This window comes from Mesorhizobium escarrei (genome assembly GCF_935825525.1).
Classification (GTDB): domain Bacteria; phylum Pseudomonadota; class Alphaproteobacteria; order Rhizobiales; family Rhizobiaceae; genus Mesorhizobium; species Mesorhizobium escarrei.
Map to the genome: position 1 here is coordinate 156627 of NZ_CAKXZT010000136.1, position 21823 is coordinate 178449.

23 protein-coding genes and 1 pseudogene are annotated in these 21823 nt (G+C 63.1%); 13 read left to right on the top strand and 11 right to left on the bottom strand.

Translation table 11 applies throughout. From position 1 onward, the window contains the following. Positions 1-154: 154 nt before the first annotated feature. The 4 genes from NMG80_RS21310 (at position 155) to NMG80_RS21325 (ending at position 4861) form a co-directional block, all read left to right on the top strand. Positions 155-1237, top strand: coding sequence for a sugar ABC transporter substrate-binding protein (locus NMG80_RS21310; RefSeq protein ID WP_254019931.1), 1083 nt, complete (start codon positions 155-157; stop codon positions 1235-1237). A gap of 159 nt (positions 1238-1396) precedes the next feature. Next, complete coding sequence (locus NMG80_RS21315; RefSeq protein ID WP_254019932.1) at positions 1397-2380, top strand: ABC transporter permease; 984 nt, start codon at positions 1397-1399, stop codon at positions 2378-2380. Between the two features lie 5 nt (positions 2381-2385). After that, entirely contained in the window at positions 2386-3888 is a 1503-nt protein-coding gene (locus NMG80_RS21320) for a sugar ABC transporter ATP-binding protein (RefSeq protein ID WP_254019963.1), read from the top strand. Positions 3889-3892: 4 nt separating this feature from the next. After that, a complete protein-coding gene (locus NMG80_RS21325; protein WP_254019933.1) occupies positions 3893-4861 on the top strand; it encodes an ABC transporter permease in 969 nt (322 codons plus the stop codon). Between the two features lie 86 nt (positions 4862-4947). Here NMG80_RS21325 and gloA read toward each other — a convergent pair whose 3' ends face one another. After that, positions 4948-5358, bottom strand: a complete 411-nt coding sequence (gloA, locus tag NMG80_RS21330) for a lactoylglutathione lyase (RefSeq protein WP_254019934.1) — start codon at positions 5356-5358, stop codon at positions 4948-4950. Between the two features lie 161 nt (positions 5359-5519). Here gloA and NMG80_RS21335 point away from each other — a divergent pair, with 161 nt between their 5' ends. Continuing rightward, on the top strand, positions 5520-6962 hold the full coding sequence (locus tag NMG80_RS21335; RefSeq protein WP_254019935.1) for an FAD-binding oxidoreductase: 1443 nt from the start codon (positions 5520-5522) through the stop codon (positions 6960-6962). A 3-nt stretch (positions 6963-6965) separates the two neighbouring features. Continuing rightward, entirely contained in the window at positions 6966-7769 is an 804-nt protein-coding gene (locus NMG80_RS21340) for a FadR/GntR family transcriptional regulator (RefSeq protein ID WP_254019936.1), read from the top strand. A gap of 83 nt (positions 7770-7852) precedes the next feature. Here NMG80_RS21340 and NMG80_RS21345 read toward each other — a convergent pair whose 3' ends face one another. Then, on the bottom strand, positions 7853-8779 hold the full coding sequence (locus NMG80_RS21345; protein WP_254019937.1) for an NAD(P)-dependent oxidoreductase: 927 nt from the start codon (positions 8777-8779) through the stop codon (positions 7853-7855). A 108-nt stretch (positions 8780-8887) separates the two neighbouring features. Here NMG80_RS21345 and NMG80_RS21350 point away from each other — a divergent pair, with 108 nt between their 5' ends. Next, a complete protein-coding gene (locus NMG80_RS21350; RefSeq protein ID WP_254019938.1) occupies positions 8888-9634 on the top strand; it encodes a FadR/GntR family transcriptional regulator in 747 nt (248 codons plus the stop codon). An 8-nt stretch (positions 9635-9642) separates the two neighbouring features. Here the strand turns inward: NMG80_RS21350 and NMG80_RS21355 are convergent, their stop codons facing one another. The 5 genes from NMG80_RS21355 to NMG80_RS21375 form a co-directional block, all read right to left on the bottom strand. Next, entirely contained in the window at positions 9643-10374 is a 732-nt protein-coding gene (locus NMG80_RS21355) for an ABC transporter ATP-binding protein (RefSeq protein WP_254019939.1), read from the bottom strand. Then, complete coding sequence (locus tag NMG80_RS21360) at positions 10371-11096, bottom strand: ABC transporter ATP-binding protein (RefSeq protein WP_254019940.1); 726 nt, start codon at positions 11094-11096, stop codon at positions 10371-10373. Before NMG80_RS21360 ends, NMG80_RS21355 begins: the two co-directional genes overlap by 4 nt. After that, positions 11093-12133 carry a branched-chain amino acid ABC transporter permease gene (locus tag NMG80_RS21365; RefSeq protein WP_254019941.1) on the bottom strand — a complete coding sequence of 347 codons (1041 nt, stop codon included), beginning with the start codon at positions 12131-12133 and terminating at the stop codon, positions 11093-11095. The genes NMG80_RS21360 and NMG80_RS21365 overlap by 4 nt, the downstream gene beginning before the upstream one ends. Beyond that, positions 12130-13011 (bottom strand): branched-chain amino acid ABC transporter permease, encoded by an 882-nt coding sequence (locus NMG80_RS21370; protein WP_254019942.1) that lies wholly within the window; start codon positions 13009-13011, stop codon positions 12130-12132. The genes NMG80_RS21365 and NMG80_RS21370 overlap by 4 nt, the downstream gene beginning before the upstream one ends. Before the next feature lie 87 nt (positions 13012-13098). Then, positions 13099-14319: an ABC transporter substrate-binding protein gene (locus tag NMG80_RS21375; protein ID WP_254019943.1), complete on the bottom strand. Its 1221-nt coding sequence runs from the start codon at positions 14317-14319 to the stop codon at positions 13099-13101. 161 nt (positions 14320-14480) lie between these two features. Here NMG80_RS21375 and NMG80_RS21380 point away from each other — a divergent pair, with 161 nt between their 5' ends. The 5 genes from NMG80_RS21380 (at position 14481) to NMG80_RS21400 (ending at position 18834) form a co-directional block, all read left to right on the top strand. Further along, the gene (locus NMG80_RS21380) at positions 14481-15467 is read left to right on the top strand and encodes an aldo/keto reductase (RefSeq protein WP_254019944.1); all 987 of its coding nucleotides are present in this window, start codon (positions 14481-14483) and stop codon (positions 15465-15467) included. Between the two features lie 70 nt (positions 15468-15537). Then, the gene (locus NMG80_RS21385; RefSeq protein ID WP_254019945.1) at positions 15538-16383 is read left to right on the top strand and encodes a fumarylacetoacetate hydrolase family protein; all 846 of its coding nucleotides are present in this window, start codon (positions 15538-15540) and stop codon (positions 16381-16383) included. Positions 16384-16869: 486 nt separating this feature from the next. Beyond that, positions 16870-17409, top strand: a complete 540-nt coding sequence (locus NMG80_RS21390; RefSeq protein WP_254019946.1) for a cytochrome b — start codon at positions 16870-16872, stop codon at positions 17407-17409. Positions 17410-17837: 428 nt separating this feature from the next. Next, entirely contained in the window at positions 17838-18065 is a 228-nt protein-coding gene (locus NMG80_RS21395) for a hypothetical protein (RefSeq protein WP_254019947.1), read from the top strand. Between the two features lies 1 nt (position 18066). Beyond that, positions 18067-18834 carry a COG4705 family protein gene (locus NMG80_RS21400; protein WP_254019948.1) on the top strand — a complete coding sequence of 256 codons (768 nt, stop codon included), beginning with the start codon at positions 18067-18069 and terminating at the stop codon, positions 18832-18834. 86 nt (positions 18835-18920) lie between these two features. On the opposite strand, the gene NMG80_RS21405 is transcribed toward NMG80_RS21400, so the two are convergent. The 4 genes and pseudogenes from NMG80_RS21405 to NMG80_RS21420 form a co-directional block, all read right to left on the bottom strand. Beyond that, the gene (locus tag NMG80_RS21405; protein WP_254019949.1) at positions 18921-19130 is read right to left on the bottom strand and encodes a hypothetical protein; all 210 of its coding nucleotides are present in this window, start codon (positions 19128-19130) and stop codon (positions 18921-18923) included. After that, a pseudogene (locus tag NMG80_RS21410) lies at positions 19127-19881 on the bottom strand (COG4280 domain-containing protein). Before NMG80_RS21410 ends, NMG80_RS21405 begins: the two are co-directional and overlap by 4 nt. A gap of 72 nt (positions 19882-19953) precedes the next feature. Continuing rightward, positions 19954-20343, bottom strand: a complete 390-nt coding sequence (locus tag NMG80_RS21415) for a PepSY domain-containing protein (RefSeq protein WP_254019950.1) — start codon at positions 20341-20343, stop codon at positions 19954-19956. A 132-nt stretch (positions 20344-20475) separates the two neighbouring features. Beyond that, positions 20476-20787 (bottom strand): c-type cytochrome, encoded by a 312-nt coding sequence (locus tag NMG80_RS21420; RefSeq protein ID WP_254019951.1) that lies wholly within the window; start codon positions 20785-20787, stop codon positions 20476-20478. A 28-nt stretch (positions 20788-20815) separates the two neighbouring features. Here NMG80_RS21420 and NMG80_RS21425 point away from each other — a divergent pair, with 28 nt between their 5' ends. Further along, entirely contained in the window at positions 20816-21622 is an 807-nt protein-coding gene (locus NMG80_RS21425) for a hypothetical protein (RefSeq protein ID WP_254019952.1), read from the top strand. Positions 21623-21823: the final 201 nt, after the last annotated feature.

Sequence of the window (21823 nt, forward strand, 5' to 3'; positions counted from 1 at the left end):
GTCCCTTGTGTCGCGTCAAGAGAAAGGGTATGGTTGCCTTGTTGAAGGGTTGTCGTACAAGTGGAGGAACTTAGCAACCCCCTGCCGAAGAGCCCGGCGCTCCCCGCGCATGTCGCCGATCGGAAAACACCAATTTCAACTGGGAGGTTCAAGAATGAAGGACAGGACAATTTCCACGCGTTCCGGCATGGTCACCCGCCGGACGCTGATGATGGGCGCCACCGCCGGAGTGGCGGCGCTGGCAATGCCCAAAGTTTTGCGGGCGCAGGACAACCCGACGCTGGTGACGTCGATCCGCTCACTATCCAACCCTTACCATGCCGTCTGGAAGACCGGCGCCGAGGCCTACGCCAAGGCTGTCGGGCTGGAGCACGTGACGCTGGTTTCGGAAGGCAACAGCGAGAAAGGCATTGCCGACATCAAGGCCATGCTTGCCAAGACCGGCGGCAACATGGTGCTCAATTCCGATCCCAACGACACGCCGGACGCGCGCCCGATCGTCGAAGCCTGCGCCAAGGCGGGCGCCTATGTCGTCACGCAATGGAACAAGCCGCCGGACCTGCACCCGAAGGACTTCAATCCGAACTATGTTTCCCATATCGAGTTTGACGGCATCTCGAGCGGCAAGACCATCGCCGAGATCCTGTTCAAGACGATCGGCGGCAAGGGCGGCATCGTGGCACTCGGCGGCCTGATCTCGACCACCGCGGCGATCGAGCGCAAGAAGGGCCTCGACGAAGCGCTCGCCGCCAACCCTGATATCAAGCTGCTCGACTTCCAGGTCGCCAACTGGAAATCGACCGAAGCCTTCGACCTGATGGGCAATCTGCTCACCCGCTTCGGCGACGACATCAAGGGCATCTGGGCAGCCAATGACGACATGGGCTCGGGTGCGCTGGAGGCGCTACGCGCCGAAAACCTTGCCGGCAAGGTGCCGATCGTCGGCGTCGACGGCATCAAGACGGCGGTCGACGCGGTGCGCACGGGCGAGTTCGCCTGCACCGTGACCTCGGATCCTTTCTGGCAGGGCGGCATGGGACTGGCCATCGGCTACAACGCCAAGATCGGCAAGTTCGATCCCACCAAGGAGCCGCCGGAGCACCGCGAATTCTACGGCAAGGCGGTGCTGATCTCGCGCGACAATGTCGAGGAATATTACAAGACCAATGTTGAGGCACAGCCGACAGTGGACTGGAACGACCTATGGGGTCGGGTGACCGGAGCCATCCGTACCTGACCACCGGAGCGGGCCTGCTTTCTCCCTGGCAGCCCGCTCCCCTTTTTCAGGTGTCGTACATTGCATTCGGCACCTGTCATCACCCAGACAGGAAGCGGTTTCTTGACAATCAGTACAGAACCCCTGAAGTCCGTTTCGGACATCGAGCGGACAACGCTTATGACACTCCTCCCCGGCCGTATCGCCGCCCTGTTCGGCGGCAGGCGCTGGCGCAGCCTGGCACCGCTGGCGGTGCTGATCGCACTATGCGTGCTGATCACAATCGCCAATCCCAATTTCATCGAGTTGCGCAACCTGGTGCGCGTCGCCAATTCCGCGGCCGTGCCGCTGACGCTGGCAATGGGGCTGACCTTCATCATCCTGATGGGCAGCATCGACCTTTCGGTCGAAGGCACGCTGTCGGTGGCGGCGATGGTGGTGGTGCTGCTCGCCGCCAACGACAGCAACGGCAATGATTATGGCTGGCTGGCCGTGTTGGCGGCTATTGCGGCCGGCACCGCCATGGGGCTTGTCAGCGGCCTCGTGCAGACCGTGCTGCGGATTCCTTCCTTCATGGCGACGCTCGGCATGTGGTTTATCGGCCTTGGGCTCTCGGTTTACATGCTCGGCGGCTCGGCGATCCGGCTCAACGACGCCTCGATCCGCGAGCTGGCGCTCACCCGGCTGCTCGGCCTGCCGCTGGCGGTCTGGGTCGCCGCCGGGGCATTCCTGGTCGCCGCCATCATCCAGTACTACACCAGGCTCGGCCGCCATATCCTGGCGATCGGCGGCGACGAGGACGTGGCCAAGCTCTCCGGCGTCAATGTCGCGCGAGTGCGCGTCACCGCCTTCGCGCTGGCCGGCTTCTTCTTTGGCATAGCCGGCGTTCTTGCCGCCGCCCAGCTCGGTCAGTCGCACGCCGTCATCGGCGACGGCAGGCTGTTCGCCGCGGTCACCGCCGTCGTGGTCGGCGGCACGGCGCTGACCGGCGGCGAAGGCGGTGTCGTCAACACGCTGATCGGTGTGCTGATCGTCACCGTGCTCGCCAACGGCATGATCCTGCTCGGCATTTCGCCCTACATCCAGCAAACGGTCCAGGGCCTGATGATCATCGCGGCGGTGGCGCTGTCGCTCGACCGCATGCGCCTGAAGATAGTCAAGTGAACGTCATGCTAAAGGCATCCGGCATCATCAAGAATTTTCCCGGCGTGCATGCCTTGCGCGACGTCAGCATCGAGGTCCGGCCGAACGAAGTGGTAGGGCTGATCGGCGAGAACGGCGCCGGAAAGTCGACACTGATGCGGGTGCTGGCCGGCAGCTACCGGCCGGATGGCGGCAGCCTGACGCTGGACGGCGAGCAGTTGCGCATGCGCAGCCCGCGCGACGCGGCACGGCACGGCATCGGCATGGTGTTCCAGGAACAGTCGCTGGTGCTCAATCTGACGGTCGCCGAAAATATCTATCTCGGCGAGGAAGACCGCTTTACCCGCTTCGGCATCGTCAACTGGCGCGCCATGAACGCGGCGGCGCGCCGCCAACTGGCCAAGATCGGTATCGACATCGATGTCACGGCGCGCACCTCCGAACTCACCTTCGCGGCGCGCCAGATGGTCGAGCTGGCCAAGGCGCTAACTCTGGAGGAGATGGTCGAGCGGCCGCTGCTCATCCTGCTCGATGAGCCGACCTCGGTGCTCAACGCCGCCGATATCGAGGTGCTGTTCGCGCGCGTGCGATCGCTCAAATCGCGCGCCAGCTTCGTCTTCGTCTCGCACCGTCTCGACGAGGTCTTGGCGATCTCCGACCGCGTCTACACGATGAAGGACGGTGCGGTCGTTGCCGAACATCGCGCGGCAGATGTCACCGCGCCGGAGCTGCACGAGATCATGGTCGGGCGCGGACTGCAGGCGGAGTATTACCGCGAGGTCCGCCAGCAGGCGCCGCGCGAGACGGTCATGGTCGAGGCAAAAGGATTGGGTGCGAACGGCGCCTATCATGGCGTCGATCTCAAGATCAGGGCTGGCGAGATCGTCGGCATTGCCGGTGTCGTCGGCTCCGGGCGCGAGGAAGTGACGCGCACGATCGGCGGCTTCCTTCAGCATGATGCGGGTGAAATGAAAATCGACGGCGACACGGTGCGTTTCGGCTCGCCGGAACCCGCAGTGCGCAAGGGCATCGGCTATGTGCCGCGCGAGCGGCGGCTCGAAGGGCTGGTGATGTTCCTGTCGATTGCGGAAAACATTTCGCTGGCCGACCTGTCGAGCGTCATGCGCCATGGTGCGATTGACTATGGCAAGGAGCGCCGTCTCGCCGCCGACTGGATCAAGCGGCTGCGCATCAAGGCGCCGGGCCCTGACGCCGCCTGCCGCAAGCTCAGCGGCGGCAACCAGCAGAAGGTGGTGCTGGCGCGCTGGATGACGGCGGGTTCGCGCATTCTCGTGCTCGACCATCCGACGCGCGGTCTCGATGTCGGCGCCAAGGAGGAGGTCTACGAACTGGTGCGCGACCTCTCCGCGCAAGGCGTCGCGATCCTTTTGATTTCCGACACACTGGAGGAAACCATCGGCCTGTCGCACCAGGTGCTGGTGATGCGCGACGGCGAGATCACCGCGCGCTTCGATGCCAGCCCGGGCAACAAGCCGAACCAGGTCGATCTTTTGCGGGCCATGGTGTGAGCCGATGAATGAAGCTTTTTCCATCAAGCGCATCTTCGAAGGCAAGTGGACGCAAGGCGCCATTCCGCTGGTCCTGCTTGTTACCCTGCTGTTGATCATCGAGATCGCCGCGCCCGGCTTTCTCACCGGCGAGACCGTGGCTCTGCTGTTCGCCAACACCGCCGTGCTTTTCATCCTGGCGACGGGCGTTACCTTCGCCATCCTGCTCGGCGGCATCGACCTGTCGATCCAGGCGGTCGCCTCGCTGGCGAGTGTGATCCTGGCGCAATTGCTGCCCTCGCTCGGCCTCGCCGCCTTTCCGGTGGCGATCCTGTCCGGGCTCGCCTTCGGCGCGTTGAGCGGCATCGTCCATGTCAAGCTGCGCGTGCCGTCCTTCGTGGCGACGCTGGCCACCGGCGGCGTCGTCACCGGCATCGCGCTGTGGGTCTCCGACGGGCGCGCCATCACCATCGAGGAAGGCGGCCGCGAAAACACCGCCTGGATCAATGCAACGATCGCCGGCCTGCCGGTGGTGGTGCTGATTTCGGCGGTCATCGGCATCGCCGCCTTTCTGGCGCTGCGCTACACGCGCTTTGGCCGCCAGGCGATCGCCGTCGGCGCCGGCGAACCCGCAGCCTGGGCGGCGGGAATCAATGTCGACCGCACCAAGATCATCGCTTTTGCGGCGTCCGGCATGCTGGCCGCGGTCGCCGGCGTCGTGCTGGCGGCACGCCTGTCGAGCGGCTCGCCGGTTCTAGCCAATCAGCTGCTGCTGCCGGCCATCGCCGCCGTCATCGTCGGAGGCACGGCCATCACCGGCGGGCTGGGCGGCGTCGCGCGCACGGCGGTCGGCGCGCTGATCATCTCGATCGTGCGCATCGGCATGACCTTCGTCGGCGTCAACATCTTCCTGGAAAACATGGTGTTCGGCGCGGTGCTCATCGCCGCCGTTGCCATCACCATCGACCGCAGCAAGATGGCGGTCATCAAGTGACAGAGCTTTCCGCACCGCCTCCCAAGCAAGCGCGGACAGGACGGGACCGCATCGGCACCAAGCCGATGCGGTCCCGCCTGAAGTCCCTACATCGTGTCGAGGCCAATCAGTTCGATCTTGTAGCCGTCCGGGTCCTCGACGAAAGCGATATGGGTGGTTCCATGCTGCATCGGCCCGGGCTTGCGCGGGACCTTGGCGCCGCGCTTTTCCAGTTCGGCGCAGACGGCGTAGATGTCGTTGACGCCGAGCGCCAGATGACCGAAACCGGTGCCGATCTCATAGAGCTCTTCCCTGCCCCAGTTCAGCGTCAGTTCGACGACGGCCTCCTTGTCTTCCGGACCGTAGCCGACAAAGGCATTGGTGAACTTGCCGCCGGGATAGTCGTCGCGGCGCAGCAAGGTCATGCCGAGAACCTCGGTGTAGAAGGCAATCGACCTGTCGAGGTCGAGAACCCTGATCATGGTGTGCATATAGCGAAAGCCCCGGGCGTCGCTCATTGGGAAAGTCCTCCGAATTCAGTGATTTGCTGGTCTGACCATCCCCATCAAACGGTTGGCGGGGATATGGCTTCGCTTGATGTTCTAAATCAGGGTTGTATGATAACACGACAAGAACGGTGGTTGTCCAGTCGTTTTCCCCTGGTGTTCAGAGTCAATTCATGAATGTCGTGCCGCCCACTTCCGCATCGCTGATATCAGCCCTTGCCGGCGTGCTGCCGAATGGCGGATTGCTGACCGAGGAGGAAGACCTGGCGCGCTACAGCCGCGACTGGTCGGGCGACCATTTCGGCCGCCCGCTGGCGGTAGCGCGTCCGGCTTCGGTCGAGGAGATGTCGGCGCTGATGCGGCGCTGCCACGAGGAGCGCATTCCGGTCGTGCCGCAAGGCGGCCTGACCGGTCTCGTCGGCGCGGCGGTGGCAGCCGACAGCGGTGAAGTGGTGATCTCGCTGGAACGCTTGAACAGGATCCGCTCCGTCAGCCCGATCGATTTCGCCATGGTGGTCGAGGCCGGCTGCGTCCTCGAAGACGCCAAGCGCGCTGCGGAAGAAAACGACTGCCTGCTGCCGATCACGTTCGGGGCTCAGGGAAGCTGCCGCATCGGCGGCAACGTCGCCACCAATGCGGGCGGCTTCAATGTGCTGCGCTACGGCATGACGCGCGACCTCGTGCTTGGGCTGGAGGTGGTGCTCGCTGACGGGCGGGTGTGGAACGGACTAAAGGTGCTGCGCAAGGACAATCGCGGCTATGACCTCAAGCAGGTCTTCATCGGCAGCGAAGGCACGCTCGGCATCGTCACCGCGGCGGCGCTGAAGCTCTATCCCAAGCCGACCAAGATCGAAACCGCGCTGATCGGGCTGCGCTCGGTAGAGGACGCCATGGCGCTCTACGCTCGGGCGCGGCGCGACTGCAGCGACCTGCTGACCGCCTTCGAGTTGATCCTGCGCGGCGGTATCGAGATCACGCTGCAGGCCCGGCCGGACTTCGCCGATCCGCTCGCTAGGCCATACCCGGTCTACGTCCTGGTCGAGGTCTCCGCCGGCGGGCTGATCGACCTGTCCGCCATGCTGCTGGATTTTCTGGCCGGCGCCAACGACCTCGTCGAGGATGGCGTGGTGGCATCAACGCGGGCGCAGGGCGAGCGGCTATGGCTCTACCGTGAGATCATGGTCGAGCGCCAGGGACGCGGCGGCCGCTATTTGCGCACCGATGTCTCGGTGCCGATCTCCAAGCTCGCCGATTTTGTCACTGATGCGCTGCTTGAGCTGGAGCGAACTCGCCCCAATGCGCTCGCCGTCACCTATGGCCATGTCGGCGACGGCAACATCCACCTCAACGTCGTGCCGCCCGAAGGCATGGCCCCCGAAGAGGTCGAGCATCTGTTCGAGGAGGCGGAAGCGTTGATTTTCGCGGTCGTCGATCGCTATGGCGGCTCGATCAGCGCCGAGCACGGCATCGGCCGGGTCAAGCAGAAGGCATTTCTCGAACGCATCGATCCCGTGGCGCTCGACCTTGCGGCCGGCATCAAGGACGCGCTCGACCCGCGCCACATCTTGAGCAATGGCCGCATTCTGGCGCCGAAATCCTCGCTGGACTATAGGTGAGCGATGACGCTGAAGCTCGACAAGGTCAATCGTGGTCCGCATCTCTCCACTCTGGTCGCGAGTTCGATCTCGCGGGAGATCGCGCAGGGGCGGCTGAAGCCCGGCGACCAGCTGCCGACCGAGCAGGCGCTGGCGACCACTTTCGGGGTTAGCCGCAACGTCGTGCGCGAGGCGATCGCGCGGCTGCGCTCGGAAGGCCGCATCTGGTCGCAGCAGGGGCGCGGCGCCTTCGTCACCGATGCCAACAACCCGACCGTGCTGACGATCGACTACGAGGCGCTGCAGCGGGCCGATTCCTTCCGCAGCCTGTTCGAGTTGCGCGGCATCCTCGAAGTGCAGGCCGCCGCACTTGCCGCGAGGCGCCGCAGCGATGCCGATCTCGCCGCGATGGGCGAGGCGTTGGCCGGCATGCGGGCCGCACCCTATGGCAGCGTCGCCTGGCTGCGCAGCGACCTCGAGTTCCACCGCAGCGTCGCGGCGGCGACGCGCAACACCTATATGGGCCAGTTCCTGGTTTTCGTGTCTGAGCGCGTGCGCGAAAGCATTCTGGCGGCGGGCAACCAGCAGAAATCGGACGACATGGCGCGCATCACGTTGGGCGAGCACGAACGCATCCTGGCCGCCATCCGCGCGAGCGACGCCGAGGCGGCGCAAATGGCCATGCGCGACCATCTGGCCGGTGCTGCGCTGCGCGTTGGACTGCACGAGAGTGATGCGGTTGCGGAGCCAGCTCCGGTGCCGGAGGCAGCCTCTCCGGTACGGCATTCAAGGCTGCGGAAGGCTATCCGCAAGCAGGCCGCCGGATAGCGATTTCGCTCCGCCTTTATCTGTAATACGCGCTCAACCGGGCTAATCGCATATAGCAGCGCCGGGGAGCGCCATACGCGATTTCACATCTTCAGCGGCTCGACCAGCGAGACGCCGTTCAGGCCGGCGACGATATCCGACAATGCCGGCACGAACTTCTCGCCATGGCCGGTCGCGACCGCGGTGGCGAAGCCGTTGCGCACCGCGGCGCCGATCGGATTGGCGACACCGCCCGCCTGAGCGAAGGACGCGAGATAGGTCATGTCCTTCAACGCGTTGACGATCGCAAAACGCTGCGCGTTCTCGTTGCGGTTCAGCACGAAATCGAAAAACGCCTGGTAGAAGCCGCAATCCATGCGGCTGCCCGAGATGACGCTGTTGAACACCTGCGGCGTCAGCCCGGCCTTCGCGCCAAGCGTCAGCGCCTCCGAATAGATGGCTGAATAGCCCATCGAGACGAAATTGTTGAGCAGCTTCATGGTGTGGCCGCTGCCGGTCGGCCCGGTATGCACGATGCGCGCGGCGAAGGCTTCGAGTACCGACCGCGCCCGGGCGACAGCGTCGGCCGGACCGCCGACCATGACATCGAGCTTGCCTTCGGCCGCTTCCTTCGGCGTCCGCGCCAGCGGCGCGTCGATCAGCGTCACACCTTGGGAAGCGAGCTCGGCCGCAAGTGCCGTGGTCGAAGACGGATTGGAGGTCGAGCAGTCGATGATGAGCAGCGGCTTGCTGGCTGCGGCTCGTCCGTCCGCAGCGGCGGCAAGACCATCCCGCCCCTTCACCAGCGCTTCCACCTCGCGCGAACCGGTAACGCACAGGATGACGATGTCGCAGGCGGCAGCGAGCGCGCGGGGGCTGTCTGCCTCCGTGGCGCCAGCCGCGACCAGCCGGTCGGCGGCATCGCGGCTATGATGCACCCAGACTGTCAGCGGCCAGCCCTTTTCGAGCAGATTGGCGGACATCCCAGCGCCCATGCTGCCCAATCCGATGAAGCCAATGCATTCCTTCATGCAACCCTCCAATCACGATCCTGCGCCTGCAGGTCCGCATTTCGTCACCTTGCGGCGAGCATGCGTCGATGCAATCCTTCGCCAGAGAATCGGAGATTGCATCCCCCGATGGCGGATCACGAGACGATGCTTTTCGACGCCATACCGCAAGCGCCCAATCTGAGGACCGGGCTGATCAACACGCTGATCGCGCAGATCGAATCCGGCGATCTGGCGCCGGGCCAGCGGCTGCCGACCGAGCAGGAGATCGTCGCGGCGACCGGCGTCAGCCGCACGGTGGTGCGCGAGGCGTTTGCCGCGCTGCGCGCCAGGGGCCTGATCACCACGCGCCAGGGCCTCGGCGCCTTCGTCGCCAAGGACCCGCTGCCGAGGACCTTTTCCATCCTGCCCGACGATCTCGAATCGATCGACGAGGTGCTGCGCGTGCTGGAACTGCGCATGGGCATCGAGGTGGAAGCGACCGGTCTTGCCGCCGAACGGCGCAGCGACACCGCGCTCGAGCAGATGGGTTCGCGCCTCAATGCGCTGGAAGCTGCGATTCGCGCCGGCGGGTCCGGCTCGGAGGAGGATTTCGGTTTCCACCGCGCCATTCTCGCCGCAACGCAAAATCCCAATTTCACGCGGCTGTTCGACACGTTTGGCAGTGCGATGATCCCGCGCCAATGGACACGCCTCGACCGGATGACCGATGCCGAGCGGGAAAAATACCTGGCCCGCATGCAGCATGAGCACCGTGCCATTCTCGCCGCGATCGAGGCCAGGGACGTCAATGCCGCGCGCCGTGCCATGCGTAGCCATCTGACCAAGAGCTATGCCCGCTTCGAGAAGCTGCGCGACAAGGCCGGACACGAATGAACACCGGCTCATGTCGTGGCTTCCGCGACGCCGCCGAGATAGAGATCCCGCATCAACGACATGTCGCGCAGTTCGGCGATCGGCCCGGAGACGACGATGCGGCCGTTCTGCATGAGATAGCCGCGCGAAGCGACGGCCAGCGCAAGGCCGGCATTCTGCTCGACCAGCAGGACCGAGGCACCGAAACGCTCGCCGATGCCGAGAATGATCGCCTTGATCTCCTTGACCAGCAGCGGCGACAGGCCGAGCGATGGTTCGTCGAGCAGAAGCACGCGCGGCCTGGTCATCAACCCGCGCGCGATGGCCAGCATCTGCTGCTGCCCACCGCTCAGCGAACCGCCCTTGTCGCGCCGCTTGGTGGCGAGGATCGGGAAGAATGCCAGCATGGTGGCGAAATCAGCCTCGACGGCGTCATCGTCGTTGCGCGAATAGGCGCCGAGACGGAGATTTTCCTCGACCGTCATGTCGACGAATATCTTCCTGCCCTCCGGCACCAGCACGACGCCGCGCCTGGCCATGACATCGGCGGAAAGCCCTGTCACGTCCGTGCCATCCAAACTGACGCTTCCAGCACGCGGCCTGACCAGCCCGGCGATCGCCTTGAGCAGCGTCGACTTGCCGGCGCCGTTCGGGCCGAGGATGGTGACGATCTCGCTCTTGGCCAGGGTCAGCGAGACGTTGCGGTTGACGATCGTCGGACCATAGCCGGTGACGATCTCGGAAACGGCGAGCAGGCTCACAAATCGCCTCCCAGATAGACTTCCAGGACCTTGGGATCGGCGAGCACCGCGCCGGTCGGGCCATCAGCGATCTTGGAGCCGAAGTCGAGCACGGCGAGGCGCCGGCACAGCATCTGCATCAGCTTCATGTCGTGGTCGATGACACACACGGTGATGCCATGGCCGGGAAGCTGGCGGACGAGCCCGACGAGAGCGGCGGTCTCCCGATCGTTGAGGCCGGCGGCGGGTTCGTCGAGCAGCAGCAGCGCTGGCTGCGTGGCGAGCGCCAGCGCAAGGCCGAGCAGGCGCAAGCTGCCGAACGGCAACACCCCTGCCCTCTCATCGGCAAGCGCAGCAAGGCCGACGAAGTCGAGCAGTGCCTGCGGCGTCGACCAGGGTTGGCCGGCGCCTGCGTTCACCCGCACATGCTCGCCCGCGATCTGCACGTTCTCCAGCACGCATAGCCCGGCGAAAGCCATCGCCTGCTGAAACGTGTAGCCGATGCCTGCCCGCGATATGGCATGCGGCGCCAGACCGGTGATGTCGTGCCCGCGAAACGACACGCTGCCGCCACTGGGCTTGTGGACGCCGGTGACGACGTTGAACAAGGTCGTCTTGCCCGAACCGTTTGGGCCGACGACACCGAGGATTTCACCTTCCTCGATAGCGAGGTCGACGCCCGACAGCGCCGTGACGCCCCCGAACTGCTTGCTCAGCCCGCGAATTTCGAGGATCGGGCTCATCGCCGTGCCTCCGAGGGCGTCGTGCACGTCGTGTCGGGGTCTTCCCGCTCCTGCTTGGGCTTGCGCGCCAGCAGCCGGCGAAATGCCTGCACGGCGCCGGCGATCAGCCCCTCCGGGAGAAGCAGGATGACGGCGATCAGGCAGGCGCCGTAGACGATGCGCGACTGCACCGGGTCTAGATTGAGCACCTCCGGCAGGAAGGCGACGAGAATGCCGCCGGCGAGCGGACCTGATATCAGGCGAGCGCCGCCGATCATCACCATCAGCGCCAGGTAGATGCTGGGGAAGGACGCGAACTGGGTTGGCGAGATGTGGCCGAGGAAATGCGCTAGCAGAACGCCGGAAATCCCGGCAAAGACGCCGCTTACGACAAAGGCGCCGATCTTGTGCCGGCCGACATTGATGCCGAGCGAGGCGGCAAGTCTTTCGTTCTCCCTGATGGCGCGGAGCGTTCGGCCATAGGGCGAATTGATGATCGCCCAACTCGCCACCGCTGCGGCGGCCACGAAAGCCACCACCATCAGGTAATAGCGCGTCAAGTCGCTCATATCGGCGCCGAACAGCGTGACGGGACCAGTCAGGTCGAGGCCGGTCGCCGCGCCCGTATAGTCGCCGCCATTGGTGAGCACGATGGCAAGCAACTGGCCGAAGGCGAAGGTCATGATGACGAAATGATGACCGCCGACCCGCAGCGACGGAATGCCGACGATCATCGCGAACACGGCGCTGGCAAGTGCTGCTGCCGGAAGCGCCAGCCAGAAGCCGATGCCATAGTCGCGCGACAGGATCGCCGCGGTGTAGGCGCCGACGCCGACGAGGGCGGCATGGCCCATCGACAGGATGCCGGTCTGACCGAACAGCACCGACAGCCCGTAAAGCGCAATGACGTTGATGCCGGCCGAGATCGCCAGCGACAGGAAGCGGTTGCTGGGCGAAAGCAGCGGTACAAGGGCGATCAGCACCAGCACTGCCAGCACCGGCAGCAGGGATCGCAAGGCGGCGTTTGCCGGGCCGTTTGGCTGTGCGCCTGCAATCATGACGCCATCCTGGGTCCGCTGGTGCCGCCGAAAAGGCCGTGCGGCCGGAAGAGAAGCACCAGGATCATGAGGACGAAGGAATAGGCGTCGGTCCACTGCGAGAAGCCGTAGCCGGCGCTGAAGCCTTCAACGATGCCGAGGATGAGGCCGGCGGCGACCGCGCCATAGATGTTGCCGAGCCCGCCGATCAGGGCGACCGCGAATCCCTTCATGACCATGGTGCCGCCGGTGAACGGCGTGATCGGAAACAGCGCGATCAACAGCGCGCCGCCGAGCCCGGCCAGCGCACTGCCGAGCACGAAAACGCCGGTGATGTAGCGGCGCACCGGAATGCCCATCAATGCCGCGGTATCGCGGTCCTCGACGCTTGCCCGCAGCGCCCGGCCGTAGCGGCTGGCCGTGATCATCCTGAAGCTCAGCGCCACCACGGCGATGGTGATCAGGATGACCATGACGCGCACGGAAGCGATGCGTACGCCGCCGACTTCCCAGACAGTCGTGAGCGGACGCGGGATGCTTTTCTGATTGGGGTTCCAGAACAGCACGACGACGTGCTGCAGGACGACGATGAGGCCGAGCGAGACGATGAAGCCATTGGTCGGTCGCTCCAGCGTAAAGCGGAAAATGCCGCGCTCGAGCCCATAGCCCATCAGCCCTACCGCCAGTATTGCCAGCACGGCCGCCAGCGGGAAGCTGAGGCCGGCGCTGACGGCCAGCCAGGTGACGATGCCGCCGATCATCAGGAATTCACCATGGGCGAAGTTGATTATGCCGGTCAGGCCGAAGATCAGGGTCACACCAACGGCGATCAGCGTGATGACGCTGGCGATCGAAAGCCCGTTGAGTATCTGCTGTATGAAGATGTCCACGGCGCGCATCCGCTGTTGACGTGGGGGCCGGCGGTCAGACTTGTCCGGCAGTCAGTATTGGCGGCGCAACCAGTACCGCCAATACGACTTCGGAGGTCAGCTCTTCGGTGCATCCGCCGGTGGCTGCTGCATCGAGCAGGAGATGTCGCCGCCGGGGGCTGCGGCGCAGACCTCGGTGGCGTGAGTCACCTGGTGGGTCGGGTTGAAAGTCAAATCGTCCGAGACCACGCCCTGGTGGTGGATCGACAGCAAGGCTTCCACCGTCTTGTCCGGATCGAAGCTGCCGGCTTTTTCCCATGCTTCGGCCAGGAAGTGGACGTAGTCGTGGTAGAGCAGCGACACCGACGAGGTCACGCCGTGGGGAGCGCCGGCCGCGAAATAGGCGTCGAAATAGGCCTTGGCCTTCGGATTGGACGACTCGCCCCAGCAGACCGGCACACAGCTCATCGCTACCGGCACGTCGGCCGAAAGCGCCTTTTCCTTCCAGATGCCAGGATCGACGCCGAACAGGAAGTAGCTCTTGGCAGCACCCAATTCGAGCGCCTGCGGCAATGCGGTCAGCGTTGAATCACCATTGTACCAGAAATGGATGATATCCGGATTGAGGCTCTTGGCTCGGGTCAGGAAAGGCGAGAAGTCGGTCGTATCAGGCGGGTAGAAGATGATGTCTGGAACGTCCTGTCCCTCGGCCTTGAGGGCCTTGAAATAATAGGATGACAGGAACTGGCCAGTGGCGTCGTTGCCGACGATCATGACCGATTTCTTCGGCTTGTAGCCGAGCAATGGTTCAAGCAAGGTCAAGACGCCACGCGCGGTCGATCCGGAGCGCTGGAACTCCTGCGGCTCCGACTGGAAGAGATAGTGATCCTCGCCGCCCGCCTTCACCGTATCCGGCGTCAGGATCTTTGCCAGTGTCGAATTGCCGGCGAAATGGACGATCTTGGCCGGCTGCGTGATCTTGGCCATCGCCAGGGTGAAGTCATGAGTCTCCGACCCGAAGATCGCCTGTACCTTTACGTCGCGTACCAGTTCCTGGGTGGCGGCGATGGCGGTTGCGATGTCGGTGCGATCGTCGCGTTTGACCATTTCCAGCTTGTAGACCTTGCCGCCGACCTTGATGCCGCCGGCGTCGTTGATCTGCTTCACGGCGAGCCCGACACCCGCCGGCAAGGTGTGGCCGGCGGAGACGAACGAGCCTGATTCCGCCGCGACGACGCCGATCTTGACGATGTTGTCCGCATCCTGCGCGAATGCGGGGTTGGCAAGCGTGCCAAGGCAGAATGCTGCCGACACGCCCATTTTCAGAACGGTTTTCATTTGAGATCCTCCCGACTCCAAAAACCTTGCAGTCTTACCGGGTTGTCATACAACCCTGTAATCTGTTAAATCTATCGAGAGCGGATGTCAATCGCGTCATCATTCGGCTAGATGCCGCGGACAGGATGCGAATCGCACGCAGCCAGAATGAGGAACAAGACATGCAGTCACGGAAATTCGGCCGCACTGGCCGCGAGGTCAGCGAGATCGGCTTTGGCTCATGGGCAATCGGCGCCGCCTGGGGCGAGGTCAATGACAACGAAGCGGTGGCCGCCCTTCATGCAGCCCTCGACGCCGGCGTCACCTTCATCGACACCGCCGACGTCTACGGCGACGGCCGCTCCGAGAAGCTCATCGCCAGGGTGATGAAGGAGCGCGGCGGCGAGCGGCCGTTCATCGCTACCAAGGCCGGAAAACGGTTACCCACACAGACGGTCGAAGGCTTCTCTCAGGAGAACCTGACCGACTGGATCGATCGCAGCCTGAGATATCTCGAGGCCGACACGCTGGACCTGGTGCAGTTGCATTGCCCGCTGACCGACCTCTACTATCATCCGGAAGTGTTCGAGCGGCTCGACCGTCTCGTCGAGCAAGGCAAGATCCGCAACTACGGCGTCAGCGTCGAGCACGTCGAAGAGGCGCTGAAAGCGATGCAATATCCCGGCGTCGTCAGCGTGCAGATCATCTTCAACGCCTTCCGCCAGCGGCCGGCGGAGCTGTTCTTCGACCTGGCCAAGAAGAACAATGTGGCGATCATCGCCCGCGTACCGCTGGCGAGCGGATTGCTGTCGGGAAAGTTCAAAGCTGACACCAAATTCGAGGATACCGACCACCGCAAATTCAACCGCAACGGCGAAGCCTTCGACGTCGGCGAGACCTTTTCGGGCGTGCCTTTTGAGGTCGGCCTGGCGGCGGTCGAGCGCATCCGGCCACTTGTTTCAGGCGACGCGACGATGGCGAAATTTGCCTTGCGCTGGATCCTGATGTTCGACGCTGTCACCGTGGTCATACCGGGCGCGCGCAATCCGGCGCAGGCGCGTTCCAATGCCGAGGCCGCGGACCTTCCACCGCTGTCCGATGAACTCATGGGCGAGATCCGGAACATCTACGATCGGGATATCAAGCCCTACGTGCATCAACGCTGGTGATCAACACCCCTGTCCGCAATCGATAGGGCAGTTTGCTGCCTGTTCGCCGAGTAATCAGGAGAAAGACTGCATGAAACTGCTGCGTTATGGCGAGGTGGGGAGCGAACGTCCCGGCCTGCTCGATGCGGATGGGACGATCCGCGACCTCTCCGCTTATGTCGCCGACATTGCCGGCACGGTGCTCCATCCGGCCTCGCTGGATAAATTGTCGAAGCTCGACCCGAAATCGCTGCCGGCGGTTTCCGGCAAGCCGCGCATCGGCGCCTGCGTCGTCGGCACCGGCAAATTCATCTGTATCGGGCTCAACTATTCCGACCACGCCGCCGAGACCGGCGCCACCGTGCCGCCGGAGCCGATCATTTTCATGAAGGCAAGCTCGGCCATTATCGGCCCCGACGACGACGTGCTGATCCCGCGCGGCTCGGTCAAGACCGACTGGGAAGTTGAGCTTGGCGTGGTCATCGGAAAGACCGCGAAGTACGTCACCGAGGCCGAGGCGCTAAATTATGTCGCCGGCTACTGCGTCGCGCATGACGTGTCCGAGCGCGCCTTCCAGGCCGAGCGCCAGGGCCAGTGGACCAAGGGCAAGTCCTGCGACACGTTCGGGCCGATCGGGCCGTGGCTGGTGACCAAGGACGAGGTCCAGGATCCGCAGAACATCCCTATGTGGCTGAAGGTCAACGGCAAGACGATGCAGAACGGCTCGACCAGGACCATGGTCTATGGCGTCGCCTATCTGGTTTCCTATCTCAGCCAGTTCATGTCGCTGCATCCTGGCGACATCATCTCGACCGGCACACCGCCCGGCGTTGGGCTGGGCATGAAGCCGCCGGTATTCCTCAAGGCGGGGGATGTGGTGGAATTGGGCATCGAGGGGCTCGGCCAACAGAAGCAGGCGTTCAAGGCGGATTTGTAGGGCTCTCCCTCGCGAGGCTTTTGTGTCACTCGATAAGGCACTCGGCGACCCGCCGAATTGCACGCCATTATACTCTGGCGCCCTACGCCATGCCGATGGCACTTTACATTCACCTCTCCGGACGTTGTGATAAATCAAGCGTCATGGAAAAGGAGAGTGTGATGAAGGGTCGATGGCCAGTACTAAATAATGGGCATCGCGGCTCTTCGAAGGTTTGACCTATCGACAAGGTGATCGAAGCTCGATCAGGGACATCCGAGCGCCCCACTACAACGATCCAGGAGCTTCGATCGACTGGTTCCCGCATGACATAAAGAGTCCGATATGGGCTTCTTTTGCGAACGGGGCACTCCAGTGGCGGACTACCCGCAGGCAGGCGTCTCAGCATTACGAATCCGTAAGAAAAAAGCTGTTGCCACGGGCCGCGGCTTCACCCAGCATTTGGCCGGGAGGTGTGCATCACGATAACAAACTGGAGCTACCCCGATGTCGGCCAATGCCTATTCATCAACGCAAAAAGCGCTGCATTGGCTGCTATTCATTTTGGTTTTGGGCCTCTATGGACTCACCTACGGGGAGGCCTTGTTCGAGCGAGGCGATCCAAATCGAACCACTATTTGGTGGCTTCACATCTCGTTCGGCCTGCTGCTAGCAGGTTTGGTGGTTTGGCGCGTCTTGTTGCGTTTTAGGAAAGGAGCTCCTCCGCTTCCAACATCCATGACAAGTATGGAGCGCACCTTGGCTAAGGTTGGCCACCTGGCGCTGTACACGCTGCTGATTGCAATCCCTATTCTGGGAATTCTTCTGACGTGGCTGAGGGGCGATCCGCTGAGTTTCTTTGACCTGTTTACGATACCGGCCCCGTTCCAGCAGGACAAAGATACCGCGAGAACTATCCAGGAGCTTCATGGCCTCTGCGCCAACGGGATTTTGATCCTTGCTGGAATTCACTCCTTGGCTGCTTTGTGGCACCATTTCATCCGAAAAGACGACATCCTGGAGCGGATGCTGCCAGAAGCCCACTAGCGAACTTACGTCCTCGCTCAACTTCCGTTCACGACCATCCTCGCACTACAAGTTTTCCGCATCGGGTGCCAAGCGTCACGCGGTCACCAGTGGCTAAAGGCGGGGCAATCGAAGGTCCGCTTTGTGCTCAACAGCGCTCGTCGCGGCAATTTTCCGCATTCGAGCGCGCGATGGCGCAAGTCCACCACCGTTACAAGCAGACATCGACACGTCCCGCACGTAGATATTTCGGCCACTTACGGATTTGTATGCAGACGGCAAAGTCGTTGCAAGGCCGAGCTGGCATCGTCTCCAGGCGTGAGATCGTCGATCTGCGCTAAACAGGAGATCACAATGAAAAAGCCCCTCGCCTCCCTATCCTTGCCTCCCCGTCGTCGCACCCGCCATTCGGCCTATGTCAACCTGATGCGGCCGATCCCAGCACGGCCTTGGCAGCACTGATCGCGGCGCTACGAAAATCCTACGGACAGACAGCATCCAAGGCGCCGCAAAAGGCGGCCGACGCGAATGAGCCTGCCTTCCCAGGCGAAGGCTCGCTTTCCACGCTCCAATCCAAGGGGCCTCGGCAGCAATTAGCCGAGGTCACAGGAGCCAATCCAATCAACCGCAACGTGGACGTTGCGCTTTCGCCCAAGGGCACATTCAAGGTCAGCTAAGATGATTGAATCTCGTACTCTAAATAAAGTCGCGGCGATAACTCTGTCCTTCTGGATAGCGAAAATCATCGCGACGACACTCGGTGAGACCGGCGGCGACTTCATAGCCCAAACGCTGGGCCTTGGTTACGTCGTCGGCTTCTTCGTGACGGTGGTGCTCCTGGTCGGCATACTGGTCGTCCAGATTCGGGCCAACGCCTATCATCCGACGCTCTTCTGGGCAGCGATCGTCGCGACGACGACGGCTGGCACAGAGATCTCCGATATGATGGATCGGACTTTCGGGTTCGGATACGTACTCGGCTCGAGCGTCCTGTTCGCCGGATTGGCCGCGACGCTGGCCATCTGGTACTATCGGAAGCGGACACTCAGTGTTGAACCGATCGTCGAGAAGGACAGCGAACTGCTGTTCTGGATTGCCGTGGTGTTCTCCAACAGTCTCGGCACTGCATTCGGCGACGCCTTGATCGATCCGATCGGGATGAGCTTCGTGCAGGGCGCGGTGGTTTGCTCAGGTGTAATCGGTGTCGTGCTCCTGCTGCACTACCTCACCAGGATCAACTCCGTCCTTCTCTTCTGGGCGGCGTTCATCTTCACCCGGCCCTTCGGCGCGACGTTCGGGAATTTCCTCACGAAGGAGCACGCCAGGGGCGGACTTGAACTTGGAACGCTGGAGACGTCCCTCGTCGCGATGGGCCTGCTCGTGGCGGTTGTACTGCTCTCGTCCCGCATTCGCAGAGCGAGAAGTCTAAAGCCTTTGAACGCATGACCTGTCGCGCCCGCCGGTGGCGGGCAAATTCCGACATAGCTGGATTGGCGTCTCGGACGTCGATCCAGCTATTTCCGTTGTGATCGCTACCGGCGGCGCGCGGCGCGGTAAACACTGCTCGCGAGGATGGCAGCGCATCCGCCGATCAGCGCGGCGCCGGCCCAACCGCTGGGGGCGGCAAGGACCTCGACCGCGATCGTGACGACGGCGATCAGCAGCAGCGACTGAAGCGCAAGGGCTCCGTCGTCGACGAACATGCCGACGATCTCCCTGAAGGCAAGACGCAGCATGTTCATCGCGCGACCTCCGCTTGGTCGATGGCCGCCGATCTCTTCAACACCCGTACCAGCGCCAGGGCTACGGCCGTGAAAAACAGGAAGATGCCGATCAGCGACAGGTCCGCGCCCGGCCACTCGACTCCGATCCCTTCGCCCGTCCAGAAAACGCCGAACGCCGTCAGCATCAGGCCGACGACAAACTTGAGCGCATTTTCAGGCACCTGCGAGAGCGGGCGGCGCAGCGCGAACCCGACTGCGAGAACAAGGATGGCTGCCGCGAGTGCGCCGAGGGCGGCGTAGCCGGTCATCTGGTGCGCGGTTCCGACAGCAATGACGATGAAGACGACCTCGACGCCTTCGAGCAGCACCGCCTTGAACGCCGCGATGCCGGCCAGATAGTCGGCGCGCTGGTCTCTGGCGCGCCGCTGGCTTTCCTCGGTTTCTTCGGCGAAGGCCCTCTCTTCATCATGCAGGGCCACGACCCCGACGGAACGCAGGATTGCCTTGCGCAGCCAGCGCATGCCGAACAGGATCAGCAGGACGCCGATGACGTATTGCATGACGTGGATGGGTATCAGGCCGAGCAACGGTCCCATCGCAATGACCAGGGCGGCGAGAACCGCCAGCGCCGCGCCCGTCCCATCAGGGCCGGCCGCCAGCTCTGGGTGACGCCTACCGCGAGCACGATCGTGAAGGCCTCGACCACTTCGACGAACGAAGCGAGAAAGGCCGCGGTGACCGTGGAGAATACCGCCGTCAGGCTCGTCATGATTTCGCGAAAGCAAGAACAAAAACGAGGCGCCGCGGATGCGGCGCCTCGCTCTGATATAGGCACTACCTCTTAATCGGCAATGCCGTCGCCGTCCGGGTCCTGACCTTCGCCATCCCCGGCTTCGCCGTTCTCGTCATGCTCGAGCGCGAGGACCCTCACGACCTCGCCGGAAGCCGCGTCGACGGCAACCTCCTGCTGCGCACCGTCGGGTGTCACCACCTCGACGTGGAAGAAGGGCGCGGTGGCCGTTCCCGCGTGCCTCTCGAAGGACACGGAGGATGTCTTGCCGCCGATTTTGGCTTCCGCGGCCTGTGCGGCCTGGACTGCGGTGACCTTAGCTGCGAGCAAAGCGTTCGCGTCTGCCGCTTCGTCGCCTCCGCCATTGTTCTCGGCCCAAGCGCTGCCGCCCGCGACAAGGCTGGTGGCGAGCAGCGTGCCGCAGAGGATATTGTACTTCATTCACTGTCTCCTTGGTCGAGGGAGCACCACGCTCCGCTCGATCTGGAAGGTGACCGCGCACCCTGTCGAGCGCCTGTCCGGAACAATACGGTTCGGTAATGTCGCGTTGGGCGGTGGCACGTGCCGGTAATCCTAACCGGGGCCGAGCGAGCGCAGGTATGCAATGATGTCTGCGCGATCGCTGGCATTCGGCACGCCGATCGCCATCGTTGTGCCTGGAAGGAATTTGGTCGGACCGGCGAGGTAGGCGTCGATCGAAACGTCGTCCCAGACGATGTTGGAGCTTGCCATCGCACGCGAGTATCTGGCGCCGTCGACTTTGCCGGCGGCGCGCCCGAACACGCCAGCCAAAGAAGGACCAGCTTTGTTCTCGCCAGTGGTGGTGTGGCAGCCACTACATCGCGTGAACAGCTTTTGACCGCGGGCTGCGTCGCCGTCCGCCATGGCGGGCGAAGCGGGAAGAGCCAATGCAATGGCGGCGAAGGCAAGCGATCGAAGTCGCATGTTTCCTCATTGGGCCGAGGTGACGGCCTTAGATGTTCTCAAACTTGTGGTTCTTGACCGGCAGTCGCGGACGCGCTGGCCAGTTGCGGCAAAGATAGCGTTGAGCACCGCCGGCGCGGCAACACTTCAGCTCGTGCCATCGCTATTCATGGCGAAGGCATGCGGGAATCGACCGATGGAAGCGCTCGCGACGGCGTCCGGATTCGCCGCCTGGATATATTCGCTGTACGGCGGTGCGTATGGTGATGCGGACGATCGAGAACGCGGGAAGGAAGTCGAGCAGGAGGTCCTGGAGCGAAGGCGACGCGCCGCGTCATGTAATGACAGCAGTTTTCTGCGCGCAATGCAGCTAAATTGGCGGCTGGTTCATAACGGCATTCAACCACAGTCAGAAGGATCAGCTCCGTATTTCGAAATCGAACACCTGCGGGTCAATGGTGTTCCGCTTCGGGTGTCGCCTGACCTAGTTTACCATAACGTTGAGCTGTCGAAGGTGGTAATCGTCGAGATTAAGAACAGCAGGATGATAGTTCCGACGAATCTGTGGCCGAACGTCTGGGCCCAAGTCTGGTGCTACGTTGCACTCGATGCGAACACCGTTTCCGTTGTCGGTGAAGTTTGGGGAGACAGGTGGTCTCGAAGTTATGGCACCAGGCGAAGGCGTGTCGCGGGCCAGCGAATCATTAGCCTTCGAGCATCGGTGCAGCGGGATCCTCGTGCAGCAAGCTATGATCGATTTTTTCGCGAGCTGTTTGCAATCTATTCAAACACATAACTCTCTTGGGAGGATATTCCAGAAACGGACTCATCCTGCAGGAGGCCGTTGCGTTACGAGCGGAGGCTCTTGTGAACCCGTAATAGACATTGGAATGTCCGAGTTGATTTCGTTTGCCGAACGTCGGCTATCTACCAAGCTCGCTCCATAGCCGACCATCTGCTCCCGGCCCCAAAAGGCTGGCGGGCGGCAATGCGCCCC

Coding starts and splice junctions, on each gene's coding strand:
- NMG80_RS21315 (WP_254019932.1), top strand. CDS start 1,397: ATGACACTCCTCCCCGGCCGTATCGCCGCCCTGTTCGGCGGCAGGCGC.
- NMG80_RS21335 (WP_254019935.1), top strand. CDS start 5,520: ATGAATGTCGTGCCGCCCACTTCCGCATCGCTGATATCAGCCCTTGCC.
- NMG80_RS21385 (WP_254019945.1), top strand. CDS start 15,538: ATGAAACTGCTGCGTTATGGCGAGGTGGGGAGCGAACGTCCCGGCCTG.
- NMG80_RS21380 (WP_254019944.1), top strand. CDS start 14,481: ATGCAGTCACGGAAATTCGGCCGCACTGGCCGCGAGGTCAGCGAGATC.
- NMG80_RS21310 (WP_254019931.1), top strand. CDS start 155: ATGAAGGACAGGACAATTTCCACGCGTTCCGGCATGGTCACCCGCCGG.
- NMG80_RS21405 (WP_254019949.1), bottom strand. CDS start 19,130: ATGAACATGCTGCGTCTTGCCTTCAGGGAGATCGTCGGCATGTTCGTC.
- NMG80_RS21390 (WP_254019946.1), top strand. CDS start 16,870: ATGTCGGCCAATGCCTATTCATCAACGCAAAAAGCGCTGCATTGGCTG.
- NMG80_RS21365 (WP_254019941.1), bottom strand. CDS start 12,133: ATGATTGCAGGCGCACAGCCAAACGGCCCGGCAAACGCCGCCTTGCGA.
- NMG80_RS21345 (WP_254019937.1), bottom strand. CDS start 8,779: ATGAAGGAATGCATTGGCTTCATCGGATTGGGCAGCATGGGCGCTGGG.
- NMG80_RS21325 (WP_254019933.1), top strand. CDS start 3,893: ATGAATGAAGCTTTTTCCATCAAGCGCATCTTCGAAGGCAAGTGGACG.
- NMG80_RS21350 (WP_254019938.1), top strand. CDS start 8,888: ATGGCGGATCACGAGACGATGCTTTTCGACGCCATACCGCAAGCGCCC.
- NMG80_RS21370 (WP_254019942.1), bottom strand. CDS start 13,011: ATGCGCGCCGTGGACATCTTCATACAGCAGATACTCAACGGGCTTTCG.
- NMG80_RS21340 (WP_254019936.1), top strand. CDS start 6,966: ATGACGCTGAAGCTCGACAAGGTCAATCGTGGTCCGCATCTCTCCACT.
- NMG80_RS21320 (WP_254019963.1), top strand. CDS start 2,386: ATGCTAAAGGCATCCGGCATCATCAAGAATTTTCCCGGCGTGCATGCC.
- NMG80_RS21425 (WP_254019952.1), top strand. CDS start 20,816: ATGGCGGCGAAGGCAAGCGATCGAAGTCGCATGTTTCCTCATTGGGCC.
- NMG80_RS21360 (WP_254019940.1), bottom strand. CDS start 11,096: ATGAGCCCGATCCTCGAAATTCGCGGGCTGAGCAAGCAGTTCGGGGGC.
- NMG80_RS21375 (WP_254019943.1), bottom strand. CDS start 14,319: ATGAAAACCGTTCTGAAAATGGGCGTGTCGGCAGCATTCTGCCTTGGC.
- NMG80_RS21415 (WP_254019950.1), bottom strand. CDS start 20,343: ATGAAGTACAATATCCTCTGCGGCACGCTGCTCGCCACCAGCCTTGTC.
- NMG80_RS21400 (WP_254019948.1), top strand. CDS start 18,067: ATGATTGAATCTCGTACTCTAAATAAAGTCGCGGCGATAACTCTGTCC.
- gloA (WP_254019934.1), bottom strand. CDS start 5,358: ATGAGCGACGCCCGGGGCTTTCGCTATATGCACACCATGATCAGGGTT.
- NMG80_RS21420 (WP_254019951.1), bottom strand. CDS start 20,787: ATGGCGGACGGCGACGCAGCCCGCGGTCAAAAGCTGTTCACGCGATGT.